At 68.5% G+C, this 14,988-nt stretch carries 13 protein-coding genes; 8 read left to right on the top strand and 5 right to left on the bottom strand.

Translation table 11 applies throughout. The annotated features are described in order from the left end of the window. The first annotated feature begins 112 nt into the window (after positions 1-112). Together secA and AC1PZ7_RS08405 are read left to right on the top strand one after the other, a co-directional pair. Positions 113-2,914 (top strand): preprotein translocase subunit SecA, encoded by a 2,802-nt coding sequence (gene secA / locus AC1PZ7_RS08410; protein WP_482359022.1) that lies wholly within the window; start codon positions 113-115, stop codon positions 2,912-2,914. Further along, positions 2,911-3,297, top strand: a complete 387-nt coding sequence (locus AC1PZ7_RS08405; RefSeq protein ID WP_482359021.1) for a DUF4440 domain-containing protein — start codon at positions 2,911-2,913, stop codon at positions 3,295-3,297. Before secA ends, AC1PZ7_RS08405 begins: the two co-directional genes overlap by 4 nt. 48 nt (positions 3,298-3,345) lie before the next feature. On the opposite strand, the gene AC1PZ7_RS08400 is transcribed toward AC1PZ7_RS08405, so the two are convergent. The 4 genes from AC1PZ7_RS08400 to AC1PZ7_RS08385 all read right to left on the bottom strand — a co-directional run bounded on the left by AC1PZ7_RS08400 (position 3,346) and on the right by AC1PZ7_RS08385 (position 7,444). Continuing rightward, on the bottom strand, positions 3,346-5,067 hold the full coding sequence (locus tag AC1PZ7_RS08400; protein ID WP_482359020.1) for a L,D-transpeptidase family protein: 1,722 nt from the start codon (positions 5,065-5,067) through the stop codon (positions 3,346-3,348). A gap of 177 nt (positions 5,068-5,244) precedes the next feature. Further along, entirely contained in the window at positions 5,245-6,198 is a 954-nt protein-coding gene (locus AC1PZ7_RS08395; RefSeq protein ID WP_482359019.1) for an acetyl-CoA carboxylase carboxyltransferase subunit alpha, read from the bottom strand. Positions 6,199-6,315: 117 nt separating this feature from the next. Next, entirely contained in the window at positions 6,316-7,290 is a 975-nt protein-coding gene (locus AC1PZ7_RS08390) for a site-specific tyrosine recombinase XerD (protein WP_482359018.1), read from the bottom strand. 10 nt (positions 7,291-7,300) lie between these two features. Next, on the bottom strand, positions 7,301-7,444 hold the full coding sequence (locus tag AC1PZ7_RS08385) for a hypothetical protein (protein ID WP_482359017.1): 144 nt from the start codon (positions 7,442-7,444) through the stop codon (positions 7,301-7,303). 204 nt (positions 7,445-7,648) lie between these two features. Here AC1PZ7_RS08385 and AC1PZ7_RS08380 point away from each other — a divergent pair, with 204 nt between their 5' ends. Genes AC1PZ7_RS08380 through AC1PZ7_RS08370 form a run of 3 tightly spaced genes read left to right on the top strand, consistent with a single transcriptional unit; the run spans position 7,649 to position 10,665 of the window. After that, positions 7,649-8,242, top strand: coding sequence for a shikimate kinase (locus tag AC1PZ7_RS08380; protein WP_482359016.1), 594 nt, complete (start codon positions 7,649-7,651; stop codon positions 8,240-8,242). Next, positions 8,239-9,378 carry a 3-dehydroquinate synthase gene (gene aroB, locus AC1PZ7_RS08375; RefSeq protein WP_482359015.1) on the top strand — a complete coding sequence of 380 codons (1,140 nt, stop codon included), beginning with the start codon at positions 8,239-8,241 and terminating at the stop codon, positions 9,376-9,378. Before AC1PZ7_RS08380 ends, aroB begins: the two co-directional genes overlap by 4 nt. A 9-nt stretch (positions 9,379-9,387) precedes the next feature. After that, positions 9,388-10,665 carry an HlyC/CorC family transporter gene (locus AC1PZ7_RS08370; protein ID WP_482359014.1) on the top strand — a complete coding sequence of 426 codons (1,278 nt, stop codon included), beginning with the start codon at positions 9,388-9,390 and terminating at the stop codon, positions 10,663-10,665. 73 nt (positions 10,666-10,738) lie between these two features. Here AC1PZ7_RS08370 and AC1PZ7_RS08365 read toward each other — a convergent pair whose 3' ends face one another. Next, positions 10,739-11,047 (bottom strand): BolA family protein, encoded by a 309-nt coding sequence (locus AC1PZ7_RS08365; RefSeq protein WP_482359013.1) that lies wholly within the window; start codon positions 11,045-11,047, stop codon positions 10,739-10,741. A gap of 134 nt (positions 11,048-11,181) precedes the next feature. Here AC1PZ7_RS08365 and AC1PZ7_RS08360 point away from each other — a divergent pair, with 134 nt between their 5' ends. The 3 genes from AC1PZ7_RS08360 to cobT all read left to right on the top strand — a co-directional run bounded on the left by AC1PZ7_RS08360 (position 11,182) and on the right by cobT (position 14,942). Next, positions 11,182-11,799: a J domain-containing protein gene (locus tag AC1PZ7_RS08360; RefSeq protein ID WP_482359012.1), complete on the top strand. Its 618-nt coding sequence runs from the start codon at positions 11,182-11,184 to the stop codon at positions 11,797-11,799. Between the two features lie 53 nt (positions 11,800-11,852). Then, entirely contained in the window at positions 11,853-12,839 is a 987-nt protein-coding gene (cobS, locus tag AC1PZ7_RS08355; RefSeq protein WP_482359011.1) for a cobaltochelatase subunit CobS, read from the top strand. A gap of 141 nt (positions 12,840-12,980) precedes the next feature. Beyond that, the gene (cobT, locus tag AC1PZ7_RS08350) at positions 12,981-14,942 is read left to right on the top strand and encodes a cobaltochelatase subunit CobT (RefSeq protein WP_482359010.1); all 1,962 of its coding nucleotides are present in this window, start codon (positions 12,981-12,983) and stop codon (positions 14,940-14,942) included. Positions 14,943-14,988: the final 46 nt, after the last annotated feature.

Below are 14,988 nucleotides of genomic sequence, written 5' to 3'. Positions count from 1 at the left end.
TCTCGATGAGGCTTGGCTCGCGCGCTCGCGGCGGCAACTTGCACACGAGGACGCGGCGGCCCGTCACCGCCCGTTTGACACCGGATCCTGGCGGACACGGATTGGAAGTCTCATGTTCGGCGCTCTCGCGCGAAAGCTCTTCGGATCGGCCAATGACCGCCGCGTGCGCGGCTATCAGCCCAAGGTCGTGGCCATCAATGCGCTCGAACCGGAAGTCAAGGCTCTCTCCGACGAGGAGCTGCGCGCCCGCACGGTCGCTTTCCGCGAGCAGCTCGCCGCCGGCGCCACTCTCGACGACCTTCTCGTTCCGGCCTTCGCCACGGTGCGCGAGGCGGCGCGGCGCGCCCTCGGCCAGCGGCACTTCGACGTGCAGCTCATCGGCGGCATGGTGCTGCATGAGCGCGGCATCGCCGAGATGCGCACCGGCGAAGGCAAAACGCTGGTCGCCACCTCGCCGGTCTACCTCAACGCGCTGACCGGCAAGGGCGTGCACGTCGTCACCGTGAACGACTACCTCGCCAAGCGCGACGCCGAATGGATGGGGCGCGTCTACCGCTTCCTCGGCCTCACCGTCGGCATCATCCATCACGGCATGGACGACAATGAGCGCCGCGCGGCCTATGCCTGCGACGTCACCTACGCCACCAATAACGAGCTCGGCTTCGACTATCTGCGCGACAATATGAAATACGAGCTGAACCAGATGGTGCAGCGCCCGCATTTCTATGCCGTGGTCGACGAGGTCGACTCGATCCTGGTCGACGAGGCACGCACGCCGCTCATCATCTCCGGCCCGCTCGACGACCGCTCCGACTTCTACAACACCATCGACACCTACATTCCGAGGATGGCGAAGGAAGACTACGAGGTCGACGAGAAGCAGCGTTCCGTCGCCATGACCGAAGCCGGCATGGAGAAGATCGAGAACCTGCTGCGCGACGCCGGCCTGCTCAAGGGCGACAGCCTCTACGACATCGAGAACGTCTCGGTCGTCCACCACGTCAATCAGGCGCTGCGCGCCCACACGCTGTTCCAGCGTGACAAGGACTACATCGTCCGCAACGGCGAGGTCGTCATCATCGACGAGTTCACCGGCCGCATGATGCCCGGCCGCCGCTACTCGGAAGGCCTCCACCAGGCGCTCGAGGCCAAGGAGCGCGTGCAGGTCCAGCCTGAAAACCAGACGCTGGCCTCCATCACCTTCCAGAACTATTTCCGCATGTACGAGAAGCTGGCCGGCATGACCGGCACGGCGAACACCGAGGCGGCGGAGTTCCAGGACATCTACAATCTCGAAGTGATCGAGATCCCGACCAACCTGCCGGTGCGGCGCATCGACGACGATGACGAGGTCTACCGCACGGCCGGCGAGAAGTACGACGCCATCATCGACCTCATCGCCGACTGCAAGACGCGCGGCCAGCCAGTGCTGGTCGGCACCACCTCGATCGAGAAGTCGGAGCTGCTGGCCGAACTGCTCAAGAAGCGCGGCTTCAAGCAGAAGGACTTCTCGGATCCGGACGCCTTCCGCCCGCTCTATGACGGCGATCAGGGCAAGGCGGACGACAAGGTCTTCGCGGTGCTCAACGCACGCCACCACGAGCAGGAATCCTACATCGTCAGCCAGGCCGGCGTGCCCGGTGCCATCACCATCGCCACCAACATGGCCGGCCGAGGCACCGACATCCAGCTCGGCGGCAATGCCGACATGCGCATTTCCCACGAGCTGTCCAACATGCCCGAGGGCGAGCAGCGCGCCGCCGCCGAGGCCCGCATCCGCCAGGAGATCGAGACGCTCAAGCAGAAGGCGCTGGCGGCCGGCGGCCTCTATGTCATCGGCACCGAGCGCCACGAGAGCCGGCGCATCGACAACCAGCTGCGTGGTCGCTCCGGCCGCCAGGGCGACCCCGGCCACTCGCATTTCTTCCTGTCGCTGGAAGACGACCTGATGCGCATCTTCGGGTCGGACCGGCTCGACGGCATGCTGCAGAAGCTCGGCCTCAAGGAGGGCGAGGCGATCGTCCATCCCTGGATCAACCGCGCGCTGGAGAAGGCGCAGCAGAAGGTCGAGGCGCGCAATTACGACATCCGCAAGAACCTGCTGAAATACGACGACGTGATGAACGACCAGCGCAAGGTGGTGTTCGAACAGCGCGTCGAGCTGATGCAGGACGAGGACGTCGCCGAGACCGTGGTCGAGATGCGCCACGGCGTCATCGACGACATCGTCACCAAGTTCGTGCCGCCGAACGCCTATCCCGAGCAGTGGAACACCGACGGCCTCGCCGAGGCGCTGCAGCAGGCGCTCAGCCTCGATCTGCCGGTCAAGGAATGGGCGGCCGAGGAAGGCATCGCCGACGAGGAGATGCGCGAGCGCGTCCAGCGGCGCGCCGACGAGGCCATGGCGTCCAAGGTCGCCAAATACGGCCCCGAGATCATGCGCTATGTCGAGAAGTCGATCCTGCTGCAGACGCTCGACCATCTCTGGCGCGAGCATCTGGTGACGCTCGACCATCTGCGCCAGGTCATCGGCCTGCGCGGCTACGCCCAGCGCGACCCGCTGAACGAGTACAAGTCCGAGGCGTTCCAGCTCTTCGAGGCGATGCTCGCCAGCCTGCGCGAGGCGGTGACGGCGCAGCTCATGCGCGTCGAGGTGATGACCGCGCCGCCGCCGGAGCCGATGCCCGCGCCAACCATCAGCGCCCACCACGTCGACCCCGCCACCGGCGAGGACGAGTTCGCGCTGGCCGATGCCGAGATCGCCGTCGAGGCGACGCTGGCGCCGGCGGACGATGCTGCCGCGCCGCGTCGCGATCCCGATGATCCCGCCACCTGGGGCCGGGTCGGGCGCAACGAGCCCTGCCCCTGCGGCTCGGGTCTCAAATACAAGCACTGCCACGGCAAGTTCATTTGAGCGCGCCAGCGGCTGACGACATCCGCGATGTCGAAGCCGCCGAGCGGAACCTGCGCGACGCCGCCCTCTCGGGCGACGTCGAACGCCTCGACGCACTGCTCGCCGACGATCTGAGCTTTGTCGATCAGGCCGGCCGCCTTCTCTCCAAGGCGGATGATCTCGACCTACACCGGGCCGGCGCGCTCAAGCTCGCTTCGCTGCACTTCTCGGAATATCGCCTGCGCCCGCTTGGGCCGGGCCTTGTGCTCGTGGTGCTGCGCGCCGATGCGGCGGGCCTGCGCGGCGGGGTGCCGTTCGTCGCGGCCCTGCGCTTCACACGCCTCTGGCGCCGCGAGCCCTCGGGCTGGCGGGTCGCCAGCGCCCATGCGACCTTCATCGCCTGAAAGCACCCATTGCCTCGGCGCGTCGTCCGGGAGCGCGGATTGCCGCGCCTACTGCACGCTCGTCGAGAAGCTGCCGGGCGTCAGGATCGACGCGCCGGGCAGGGCCTGCGTACCGAAGAGCGGCTCGCCATCGGTCGCGGCGACCGACGGACGCAGCGCCGGCGCCGCCGGCTGGGTCTGAACGGGAGGCGCGGCGACCGTGCTGGTGGTGTTACCGTAGCCGGGGTGGGTCGGGCGCGGCATGACCGGATCGGCCGGGGAAGCCACCACGGGGCGTGAAGCCGGCGGCGTGACGGCCGGCTGCGCCGCAGGGCGCACGGCGGCGGCCGTCGGTGCAGCCGCCTGCCGCGGCGCCGGCGGACGGACGGGCGGCACCGGCACGTCCGCAGCGGCGGCTTCAGACGCGGCGGGCGCAGGCTGCGAGCTGCCGCCAAAGAGGTTCTTCAACCCCTCGAAGAAACCACCGCCGGAATCCAGCGAGGCCACCTTCGTAGCCGCGGCAGGCTGGGAGGACGCCGCCGGTGGCGTGCCCACGGCCGCGGGGCTGGCGGAAGCGGCGGGTGCGGGTGCACTCTCCGTCTTGGCGCTCGACGAGCCGCCGAAAAACCCGAACAGGCCGCCGGACGACGGTGCAGTCGCCACGGCGGTGCGCGCGCCGCCGGGCGCATCGGCCGGACGCGGCGCCGGCAGCGGCACATTGGCGGCCGCCATCACCGAGTCGGCATTGGCAAGCTCGATGCTCTCGGCCGGCGCCGGCTCGGTGGTCGAAACGCCATAATCGCTCCCCGGCGGCTTCACCACCGGCGGCAGGGAGCCCGGCGCCGAAAGCTCGGGGTTTTCCAGCTTGGCGAGGAACACCTTGTGCATGCCGCCGTCCTTGCCGGTCTTGATCGGCGCGGCCGGCTGCAGCATGCCGGCGCTGGCGATGCGGGTATTGGCTTCCTTCTGGCGAGCGGCGACGGCCTGCTCCAGCCCTTCCGGCATGGTGTATTCCGGGCAGGGCGCGGAGGCCTGGAAGCGCTGGCTCGGATCCACCGGCGTGGCGTTGAACACGTAGCGCTTGCCGCAATAATCGACCTTCGGCGGCGCCTTGGTCAGCTCGAACACGTCGCTGCCTTCCTTCAGCATCTTCCAGAAGGCGAGGTTCGGGTTGTTGCGGTGCCGCACCAGATTGTCGGAGGTCATGCGGAACGGATAGGCCTGCACCTGGAAGGAGCGCTGGCCGCCATAGAAGCTCTCGCGGCCGAGCGCGAAAATCTCCTGCACCTGCTCGTCGGTCATCGCGTAGCAGCCGCGCGAGGAGCAGTCGCCATGCACCATCAGATTGCTGCCCGAACGCCCCCAGGCCCGGTCATAGGCATTGGGAAAGCCCAGATCGAACGACAGATAGTAGCTGGAATTCGGATTCATCTGGCCGGGGGTGATGACGTAGAAACCCTCCGGCGCCTGCCGGTCGCCTTCCTTCACCTTCGGTCCCAATTCGCCGGACCAGCGGCAAATCGGGTAGGTCTTCAGCAGCGCATAGCTGCCGCTCGTGGTCTCTTTCCAGACCTCGAGCTCCGACTCTTCCTTGAAGATGCGCACGACGAGGGGGCTCGCCTTCGTCATGCCCTTCTCCTGGATCAGGGCGACGGTCTGCGGCGAGAGCGACTTGCTCGCCTTCGACATCGGCGAGGGGCCGTCATTGCCGTTGCAGCCGGCAAGGGCAAGCGCGGCGCAGCCGGCGAGCAGAGTCGGGCGCCAACCGGCGCCGGGAGCCCGACTGCGCATACCGCGCAAAAGGCTCGACATCCCTGGAACCCTCACCCGAGACTCCCCAACGGCGCCCACGCGGCGCGTGCCCGATTCAAAAGCGTTATACCCCGCCGGGCGTGGCCGCAATCCCGTCCCGGATACTACTCATCCCCGCCATCCCGGCGCGGGAGTCGGCACGTCACCAAGGCCGGATCAGAGATTCCGGCCGATGGCGAGGAACTTCTCCCGGCGCGCCTTGCGCAGCGCGGCGGGATCCAGTCCCTCCAGTTCGCCGAGTGCCGCCTCGATGGCGTCGCCCGTCGCCTCCATCGCCGCCTGCGGATCGCGATGCGCGCCGCCGGGCGGTTCGGCGATGATCGAATCGATCACGTGGAAACGCAGCAGGTCCTGCGCCGTGATCTTCATGTTCATCGCCGCTTCCTGCGCCTTGGCGGTGTCGCGCCAAAGAATCGAGGCCGCGCCCTCGGGCGAGATCACGCTGTAGATCGAATGTTCGAGCATGAGCACCCGGTTCGCCGTGGCGATGGCGATCGCGCCACCCGAGCCACCTTCGCCGATGATGACGGCGACATTGGGGACGCCGAGCGACAGGCACGCATCGGTCGAGCGGGCGATCGCCTCGGCCTGGCCACGCTCCTCGGCGTCGAGGCCCGGGAAGGCGCCGGCCGTGTCGACCAGCGAGATCACCGGCAGCGCGAAGCGGTCGGCCAGCTCCATCAGCCGCACCGCCTTGCGGTAGCCCTCCGGCCGGGCCATGCCGAAATTGTGCTTGATGCGGGTCTCGGTGCTCGAGCCCTTCTCCTGCCCGATCAGGCAGACCGCGCGGCCGCGAAACCGCGCCAGACCGCCGAGAATCGCATGGTCGTCGCCGAATTTGCGGTCGCCGGCGAGCGGGTCGAATTCCTCGAACAGCGTGCTGGCGTAATCGGAGAAGTGCGGGCGCAGCGGATGGCGCGCCACCTGCGTCTTCTGCGAGGGCGAGAGGTTGGAATAGAGCTGGAGCAGCGCGTCCGTCGCCTTGCCTTCGAGGCGGGCGATGTCGTCGCCTATGGCGACCGCGTCGCCCTGCGCCGCCATGGCGCGCAATTCTTCCAGCTTGGCCTCGAGTTCGGCCACGGGCTTCTCAAAATCGAGGTAGCTGCGCATCGGGAATCGGTGAACCGGCTCACAAGGAAGGGGCGCCGACCCCGAAGGGCGGCTCGCGAAAACGCGCAGAAGCTGCCCCGAGAGGGTGGCGACGTCAAGGCAAGCACGCAAATGCGCTTAATCGCCGCCCGGATCACTCAGCGGATGCAGGTCGCGCACGAGGCTTTTCAACCGCTCGTCGAGGACGTGGGTGTAGATCTGCGTGGTCGAAATGTCGCTGTGCCCGAGCAGCGTCTGCACGATGCGCAGGTCCGCCCCATGCGCCAGGAGATGGCTGGCGAAGGCATGGCGCAGCACATGCGGCGAGAGCCGGGCCGGGTCGAGCCCGGCGGCCAGCGCCAGGTCCTTGAGGTCGAGCGCCACCTGCTGGCGGGTGATGTGGCCGCTGGCCGCACCGGAAGGAAACAGCCAGCGCGCCGTCGTCTCCACCGCCGATGCCCGCTCGCCGGCCTTCGCCGGCTTTCCGGCCGCCCGCGCCAGCGCGGTGCGATAGTCGGCCATCGCCGCCTTGGCCGCCTCGCCGAGCGGTACCAGCCGCTCCTTGTTGCCCTTGCCGCGCACGATGATGGCGTCGCCCTTGGCATTCGCCGCCGAGGCCGGCAGCGCCGCCAGCTCGGAGACGCGCAGCCCGGTCGCGTAGAGCAGCTCGATGAAGCAGGCCACGCGTGCCCGGCGCGCCGCCTCCCCCGGGCTCGGTACCGGCTCCCGCGCGCGGTCATAGGCGGTCTCGATGAGGCGGCTCACCTCGTCGAGCGTCAGCACCTTGGGCAGCGGCCGGCTGCGGCGCGGGCCTTCCAGCACCGCCGCCGGATCGTCGCCGCGATAGCCCTCGGCATAGAGGAAACGGTGGAACTGGCGCACCGCCGAGAGCTTGCGCGCCACGCTGGCGCTGGCGAGGCCGCGCGCCGACAGCTCGGCGAGATAGGCGCGGATATGCGATGTCTGCGCCGCTCCGGCGTCGAGGCCCTGCCCGGCGAGGAAGCTCTCGTAATCGTCGAGATCGCGACCATAGGCGCCCAGCGTGTTGGCACCCGCGCCGCGCTCGGCGGCCATCATGTCGAGGAAAAGCCGCGCCGAGCCAACTCCGCTCATGCCCGCGCGCTCATTTGGCGAACCGGTCGGGAGGCACGACGACGCTCATCTCCCGCGGTTGCGGATGCACGAGATTGGCAAATGCCCACAGCGTGCCGTAGCCGATGGCGCCGAGCACGCCGAGGACGATGAGGAGACGGATGAGGCTCGGCATGAGGAAGATGGCCTTGCGCGATTCGAATGTCAGCTTTCGCCGATCCTAAGGCCTTTCGCCGGTCCGACGAAAGCAAGCCGGTCGCCAGCCATGCCACGACTGCCTGAAAGCGCCATGACGCGGCACCTGCCCACATTGCGTCGCCCTCGCATTGCGTCACTCTTGCGCGGATGATAGTCGGCGCCCGTGAACGAGCATGGTGCCATGACGGCGGACATCGAACCGGACGAGAAGGCGGTGCGGCTGCGCGACCTCCTGGGCGCGCGCTCGATCGTGCTCGTCGGCATGATGGGAGCGGGCAAGTCCTCGGTCGGCAAGCGCCTGGCCCGGCGGCTCGCCCTGCCCTTCGCCGATGCCGACACCGAGATCGAGCAGGCCGCCGGGATGACCATCCCGGAGATCTTTGCCCATCACGGCGAGCCCGCCTTCCGCGACGGCGAGAAGAAGGTGATCGCCCGCCTGCTGGAGACCGGCCCGATGGTGCTCGCCACCGGCGGTGGTGCCTTCATGAATGGCGAGACCCGCAGCGCCATCGCCGGCAATGGCGTCGCGGTGTGGCTGAAGGCCGAGCTCGACGTGCTGCTGCGCCGCGTGCGCCGGCGCGACGACCGTCCGCTGCTGAAGACCGGCGACCCGGAGGCGACGCTGGCCCGGCTGATCGACCAGCGCTATCCGGTCTATGCGCTGGCGGACGTCACCGTCGTGTCGCACGACGTACCGCAGGAAATCATGGTCGACGAGGTGATCGAGGCGCTGGCGCGCCATCTCGCCCCGCCGGGATCGGGAGACGAGACGTGACCCAGGCTGCCGCCACCCTGCCCGCCGATCCGACCCAGCTCCGGGTCGGGCTCGGCGAGCGCTCCTACGACATCGTCATCGGCCCGGGCCTGCTGGCGCAGGCCGGCGCGCGCATCGCCGCGCTGCGGCCGGGCGCGCGGGTCGGCATCGTCACCGACCGCAACGTCGCCGAGCGCCATCTCGGCACCGTCGAGCAGTCGCTGAAGGAGGCCGGCCTCACCCCGACGGCGGTGGTCGTCGAGCCGGGCGAGAAGTCGAAGAGCATCGCCGTGTTCGAGCAGGTGCTCGACGGGCTGCTGGCCGCCCGCATCGAGCGGCGCGATCTCGTTCTGGCGCTCGGCGGCGGCGTGGTGGGCGACCTCGCCGGCTTCGCGGCGGCGGCGCTGCGGCGCGGCGTGGACTTCGTGCAGGCGCCGACCAGCCTGCTGGCCCAGGTCGATTCCTCCGTCGGCGGCAAGACCGGCATCAATTCGCGCCACGGCAAGAACCTCGTCGGCGCCTTCCACCAGCCCATCCTCGTTCTGGCCGACACCGGCGCGCTCGACACGCTGCCGCTGCGCGAGTTCCGCTCCGGCTATGCCGAGGTCGCCAAATACGGCCTCATCGACAACGCGCCCTTCTTCGGGTGGCTGGAGCGCAAATGGCAGGAGGTGTTCGGCGGCGGACCGGCGCGGATCGAGGCCATCGCCACGAGCTGCGCCTCCAAGGCCGCCGTCGTCAGCCGCGACGAGAAGGAGACGGGCGACCGTGCCCTGCTCAATCTCGGCCACACCTTCGGTCACGCGCTGGAGGCCGGCGCCGGCTTCTCGCAGCGCCTGCTGCATGGCGAGGCGGTGGCCATCGGCATGGCGCAGGCCTTCCGCTTCTCGGCCGCGCAGGGCCTGTGCGCGCCCGCCGACGCCGAACGCGTGGCGACCCATCTCAGAACCGTCGGCCTGCCGACGCTCATCGCCGACATTCCCGGCGAGCTGCCCGACACGGACGGGCTGATGAACCTCATCGCCCAGGACAAGAAGGTTTCGCGCGGCGCGCTGACCTTCATCCTCGCGCGCGGCATCGGCCAGAGCTTCATCGCCCGCGACGTCGACGCGGCCAAGGTGCGGTCCTTCCTTGAGGCGGAGCGCGTGGCCGGTTAAGAAACCGCCATGACCTTTTACGACTGGCTGGCCCTCGGCTCCGTTGTCGTCTGTCTTCTGCTGTCCTTCGTCTTTTCGGGCAGCGAGACGGCCCTTACCGCGTCCTCCAAGGCGCGTATGCACGCGCTTGAGAAAGGCGGCGACCGCCGCGCCGCGCTGGTCAACCGCATGATGGAGCGGCGCGAGCGGCTGATCGGCGGCATCCTGCTCGGCAACAATCTCGTCAACATCGCCGCCTCGTCGCTGACGACGGGCCTGCTGCTGGCCTGGTTCGGCACGGCGGGCATCGCCTACGCCACGCTCGGCATGACGATCGTCGTCGTCATCTTCTCCGAGGTCCTGCCCAAGACCATCGCGATCAACCATCCCGACCGCGTCTCACTGATGGTCGCCCGCCCGATCCGCGCCATCGTCGGCCTGTTCGGCCCGCTCACCCTCGCCATCGAGGCGCTGGTGCGGGCGATGCTGAAGGCGATCGGCGTGCCGCTCGGCAAGTCCGAGAATGTGCTCACCGCCTCGGAGGAACTGCGCGGCGCCGTCGATCTGCTCCATCGCGAGGGCAGCGTGGTGAAGGACGAGCGCGACATGCTCGGCGGCCTGCTCGATCTCGGCGAACTGGAAGTCTCCGACATCATGGTCCACCGGACCAAGATCGCCAGCCTGAACGCCGACGAGCCGCCCGAGAAGATCGTCCAGGAGGTGCTCGCCTCGCCGCATACGCGCCTGCCGCTGTGGCGCGAGCGGCCGGACAACATCGTCGGCGTGCTGCACGCCAAGGACCTGCTGCGCGAATTGCGCGCGCTCGGCAACGACACCGACAAGCTCGACGTCGAGGCCATCGCCCGCCCGCCCTGGTTCGTGCCCGACGTCACTTCGCTCGCCGACCAGCTCAAGGCGTTCCGCCGCCGCAAGCAGCACTTCGCCCTCGTCGTCGACGAGTATGGCGAGGTGATGGGGCTGGTGACGCTGGAAGACATTCTGGAGGAGATCGTCGGCGACATTTCCGACGAGCACGACAGGGCCTTCACCGGCGCCCGCCGCAACCCGGACGGCTCGGTCAGCGTCGAGGGATCGGTGCCGATCCGCGACCTCAACCGCGCCATGGGTTGGGACCTGCCGGATGAGGAGGCGACCACCATCGCCGGCCTCGTCATTCACGAGGCGCGTATCATTCCCGAGCCTGGGCAGGCCTTCCTGTTCCACGGCTTCCGCTTCCAGGTGATGCGCAAGCAGCGCAACCGCATCACGCTGCTGCGCATGGTGCCCCTGCGCCGCAGCGTGGCGTAAGGGCGGGCGGCGCCGCGCGCTCGCCCGATCTGGAATTTCGGCCGGACCCGCCCATATAGGGGGAACTTCCCGGCTACTCTCCCGGCGCCTTGGCCTCGATGGCGAGAGCGTGCAGGCCGCGGGCGATCTCGTCCGCGAGCAGGCCGTTCACCACGCGATGGCGGGCCAGCCGGTTTTGTCCCCGGAACGCTTCCGCCACGATGCGCACACGCAGATGCGTGAGCTGACCCGCACGGTGCCCGCCATGACCCTCATGCCGATGACTTTCGTCCTCCAGCTCCAGAATCGTGGGGGACAGTTCGGCCAGGGCGGCGCGCACGCGGGCGAGCGCCTGCGCCACGGCATCGTCGGTAGGAGTGTGCGGGCTCGGATGCGTGCTCATGGGCCTTGCGGTACGCCGGCCTCCCATCCCCGTCAACATCGCCCCGGCGATCCTCGCAAAGATCACCTTCGGGGGCAGTGACGAACCAGCGGTTTCTTGTATACCTGCCCCAGCACCCGCATAATCGACGGATCATGAAGCTCGACTCCCCCATATTCGACCGCATCCGCGTCAAGCCGGACCGCGATCGCCGCGTGAAGGCGGAAGGCCCCACCTGCGAATGGCAGGGGTGCTGCAACGCCGCGAGTCATCGTGCGCCCAAGGGCCGGCAGCACGAAGGGCAGTTCTGGCGCTTCTGCTTCGACCATGTGCGCGCCTACAACCAGTCCTACAATTATTTCTCCGGCATGGGCGACGACGCCGTCGCGGCCTACCAGAAGGACGCGCTCACCGGCCACCGCCCGACCTGGAAGATGGGCGCGCGCAGCGGCGGCCGCGAGGCCGGCCAGGCCAGCCGCAATTCGGCCGACGGTTTCGCCGATCCCTTCGGCATGTTCGGCGAGGTGGGCGGACGCGAGCGGCCCGAGCCCGAGCCGGCGCGCGAGAGCCGGATGATCCGCAACGTGGAGCGCCGCGCCTTCGAATCCCTCGGCATGGAGATTTCCGCCACGCCGGAAGAGATCAAGGCCCGCTTCAAGGTGCTGGTCAAAAAATACCATCCCGATGCCAATGGCGGCGACATTTCGACCGAGGACCGGCTGCGCGACGTCATCCAGGCCTATAATCACCTCAAGACCGCGGGCTTCTGCTAGGAGCCGCGTGTGCCAGACCAGTCCGCGACGCGCATCGCGGCAACGGAGGAACAATGACTGCCCCGCTCACGCAAACGGCCGCGTTGCCGGACATGAAGGTCTCGGTTCGCCAGGTGTTCGGCATCGACGTGGACCTTGAGGTTCCGGCCTATGCCGAGCCGGACGAGTACGTGCCGGAAGTCGATCCCGACTATCTGTTCGACCGTCCGACCACGCTCGCCATCCTTGCCGGCTTTGCGCATAACCGCCGCGTGATGGTCACGGGCTACCATGGCACCGGCAAGTCGAGCCATATCGAGCAGGTCGCCGCCCGCCTCAACTGGCCGTGCATCCGCGTCAACCTCGACAGCCACATCAGCCGCATCGACCTGATCGGCAAGGACGCCATCGTGGTGAAGGACGGCCTGCAGGTCACGGAATTCCGTGACGGCATCCTGCCCTGGGCCTACCAGAACAACATCGCGCTGGTGTTCGACGAATACGACGCCGGCCGCCCAGACGTGATGTTCGTGATCCAGCGCGTACTGGAATCGGCCGGCCGCCTGACGCTGCTCGACCAGAACCGCGTCATCCGCCCGCACGGCGCCTTCCGCCTGTTCTCCACGGCCAACACCATCGGCCTCGGCGACACCACGGGCCTCTATCACGGCACGCAGCAGATCAATCAGGCGCAGATGGACCGCTGGTCGATCGTGACCACGCTGAACTATCTGGCGCACGACAAGGAGGTCGACATCGTCGTCTCCAAGGCCAAGAACTTCCAGACCACTGAGGGCCGCGACACCGTCGCGCGCATGGTGCGCCTGGCCGACCTCACCCGTCAGGCCTTCATCAATGGCGACCTGTCGACCGTGATGAGCCCGCGCACCGTGATCACCTGGGCCGAGAACGCCGAGATCTTCAAGGAGCTCGCCTTCTCGTTCCGCGTGACCTTCCTCAACAAGTGCGACGAGCTGGAGCGTCCGCTGGTGGCCGAATTCTACCAGCGCTGCTTCGGCAAGGAGCTGACCGAGTCGGCCGTCAACGTCGTTCTGTCGTGATCGGACTTCCCCCTCTCCCCGCGGGGAGAGGGTTGGGGTGAGGGGCTTTTACGCTCCGCAAGGGTCCTTCCCCCTCACCCGGCGGCGTTGCCGCCGACCTCTCCCCGTCGGGGAGAGGTAATCCAAGCGATGAGCGCCTTCATGAGCACCACGTCCAACCGCACTACCCGCACCCCGCCCAAGGAAGCCCCGACCGAGCCGCTCAAGCGCGCGGTAACGGGCTGCCTGCGCGCCATTGCGGGCAATCGCGAGATCGACGTGACCTTCGGCTCGGAGAAGCCCGGCTATGCCGACGGCCGCGCGCGCCTGCCCGAGCCGGCGCGGCGCATGACCCGGCAGGACGCCGCCATCATGCGCGGCCATGCCGATTCCATGGCGCTGCGCATGGCCTGCCACGACCCGAAGGTGCACCAGCGCCTGGTACCCATGGGCCAGCAGGCCCGCGCCGCCTTCGAGGCGGCCGAGCAGACCCGCTGCGAATCGCTCGGCGCGCTGCGCATGGACGGGGTGGCGCTCAACCTCTCGGCCATGCTGGAGGACCGCTACCAGAAGGCCAATTTCGCCAATCTGGCCGACCGCTCCGACGCGCCGCTGGAACACGCGCTCTCGCTCATCCTGCGCGAGCGCATGACCGGCATGGCCCCGCCGGCCGCGGCGCGCGAGATGGTCGATCTCTGGCGCGGCTTCATCGAGGAGCACGGCGCAAGCGCGCTCGACGAACTGGCCAGTTCCAGCGACGACCAGAAGCGCTTCGCCGAGGCGATGCGCGACCTGCTGTCCTCGCTCGGCATGGGCGAGGACATCGCCCCCTTCGACGAGAACAACGATCCCTCGACCGAGGCCGACGACACGCGCGACGACGACAGCGGCAAGGGCAGCGACACTGAGGACGAGGAGAACGCCGAAGGCCAGACCGAGGTCGACACCGATCTCGCCTCGGACCAGAATCCCGAGGAATCCGAGGAGCAGCAGGACCAGCCCAATTCGGAGCTTTCCGACGACGCGGAGCTCGGCGAATCGGATGATTCCTCCGAGCCCTGGCGCCCGCAGAACGCGGTGCCGACCGAGCCGCGTCCGCCCGAGTACCACCCGTTCACGCCGCGCTTCGACGAGACGGTGAACGCGGACGAACTGTGCGACCCGGAGGAGCTGGCGCGGCTGCGCGCCTATCTCGACAAGCAGCTCGTCCACCTCTCGGGAATCGTCGCGCGCCTCGCCAACCGTCTCCAGCGCAAGCTGATGGCGCAGCAGAATCGCGGCTGGGAGTTCGATCTCGAAGAGGGACTGCTCGACCCCGCCCGCCTGCACCGCGTCATCACCGACCCGATGCAGGCGCTGTCCTTCAAGCGCGAGCGCGACACCGACTTCCGCGACACGGTGGTGACGCTGCTGCTGGACAATTCCGGCTCCATGCGCGGCCGGCCGATCACGGTCGCCGCCGCCTGCGCCGACATTCTGGCGCGCACGCTGGAGCGCTGCGGCGTCAAGGTCGAGATCCTCGGCTTCACCACCAAGGCGTGGAAGGGCGGACAGGCGCGGGAAGCGTGGCTTTCCGCCGGCAAGCCGGGCGCGCCCGGCCGGCTGAACGACCTGCGCCACATCATCTACAAGGCCGCCGACGCGCCATGGCGGCGGGCCCGGCGCAATCTCGGCCTGATGATGCGCGAGGGCCTGCTGAAGGAGAACATCGACGGCGAGGCGCTGGACTGGGCGCATAACCGCCTGCTGGCACGCAACGAATCGCGCCGCATCCTGATGATGATCTCCGACGGCGCGCCGGTGGACGATTCCACCCTGTCGGTGAACCCCGGCAATTACCTCGAGCGGCATCTGCGCTGGGTGATCCAGCAGATCGAGGACAAGTCCCCGGTCGAGCTGATCGCCATCGGCATCGGCCATGACGTCACCCGCTACTACAAGCGCGCCGTCACCATCGTCGATGCCGAGGAGCTGGGCGGCGCCATGACGGACAAGCTGGCGGAGCTGTTCGACGAGTCATCTCAACGCTCCAGTCAGGCCGGCGGGCGCCACGCGGGCGCGCCGAAGGGCGGCCGAGCCGGCCGGGCTGGCGCGATCGCCCTGCCCGCCCGCCGCGTCCATTGACGCGCGGGTACCCGGAGGAACTGGCGCGGCGCCCCTTGAAACGGCG

Source organism: Ancylobacter sp. TW_SC_1 (assembly GCF_056836805.1).
The sequence above is the reverse complement of the archived record's forward strand: the minus strand, read 5'-3'. Positions and strand labels throughout refer to the sequence as shown.

What these genes read in the sequence shown, in the direction of transcription:
- secA (WP_482359022.1), top strand. Translation starts at nt 113, where the DNA reads ATGTTCGGCGCTCTCGCGCGAAAGCTCTTCGGATCGGCCAATGACCGC.
- AC1PZ7_RS08400 (WP_482359020.1), bottom strand. Translation starts at nt 5,067, where the DNA reads ATGCGCAGTCGGGCTCCCGGCGCCGGTTGGCGCCCGACTCTGCTCGCC.
- AC1PZ7_RS08395 (WP_482359019.1), bottom strand. Translation starts at nt 6,198, where the DNA reads ATGCGCAGCTACCTCGATTTTGAGAAGCCCGTGGCCGAACTCGAGGCC.
- AC1PZ7_RS08390 (WP_482359018.1), bottom strand. Translation starts at nt 7,290, where the DNA reads ATGAGCGGAGTTGGCTCGGCGCGGCTTTTCCTCGACATGATGGCCGCC.
- AC1PZ7_RS08385 (WP_482359017.1), bottom strand. Translation starts at nt 7,444, where the DNA reads ATGCCGAGCCTCATCCGTCTCCTCATCGTCCTCGGCGTGCTCGGCGCC.
- AC1PZ7_RS08380 (WP_482359016.1), top strand. Translation starts at nt 7,649, where the DNA reads ATGACGGCGGACATCGAACCGGACGAGAAGGCGGTGCGGCTGCGCGAC.
- AC1PZ7_RS08370 (WP_482359014.1), top strand. Translation starts at nt 9,388, where the DNA reads ATGACCTTTTACGACTGGCTGGCCCTCGGCTCCGTTGTCGTCTGTCTT.
- AC1PZ7_RS08365 (WP_482359013.1), bottom strand. Translation starts at nt 11,047, where the DNA reads ATGAGCACGCATCCGAGCCCGCACACTCCTACCGACGATGCCGTGGCG.
- AC1PZ7_RS08360 (WP_482359012.1), top strand. Translation starts at nt 11,182, where the DNA reads ATGAAGCTCGACTCCCCCATATTCGACCGCATCCGCGTCAAGCCGGAC.
- cobS (WP_482359011.1), top strand. Translation starts at nt 11,853, where the DNA reads ATGACTGCCCCGCTCACGCAAACGGCCGCGTTGCCGGACATGAAGGTC.
- cobT (WP_482359010.1), top strand. Translation starts at nt 12,981, where the DNA reads ATGAGCACCACGTCCAACCGCACTACCCGCACCCCGCCCAAGGAAGCC.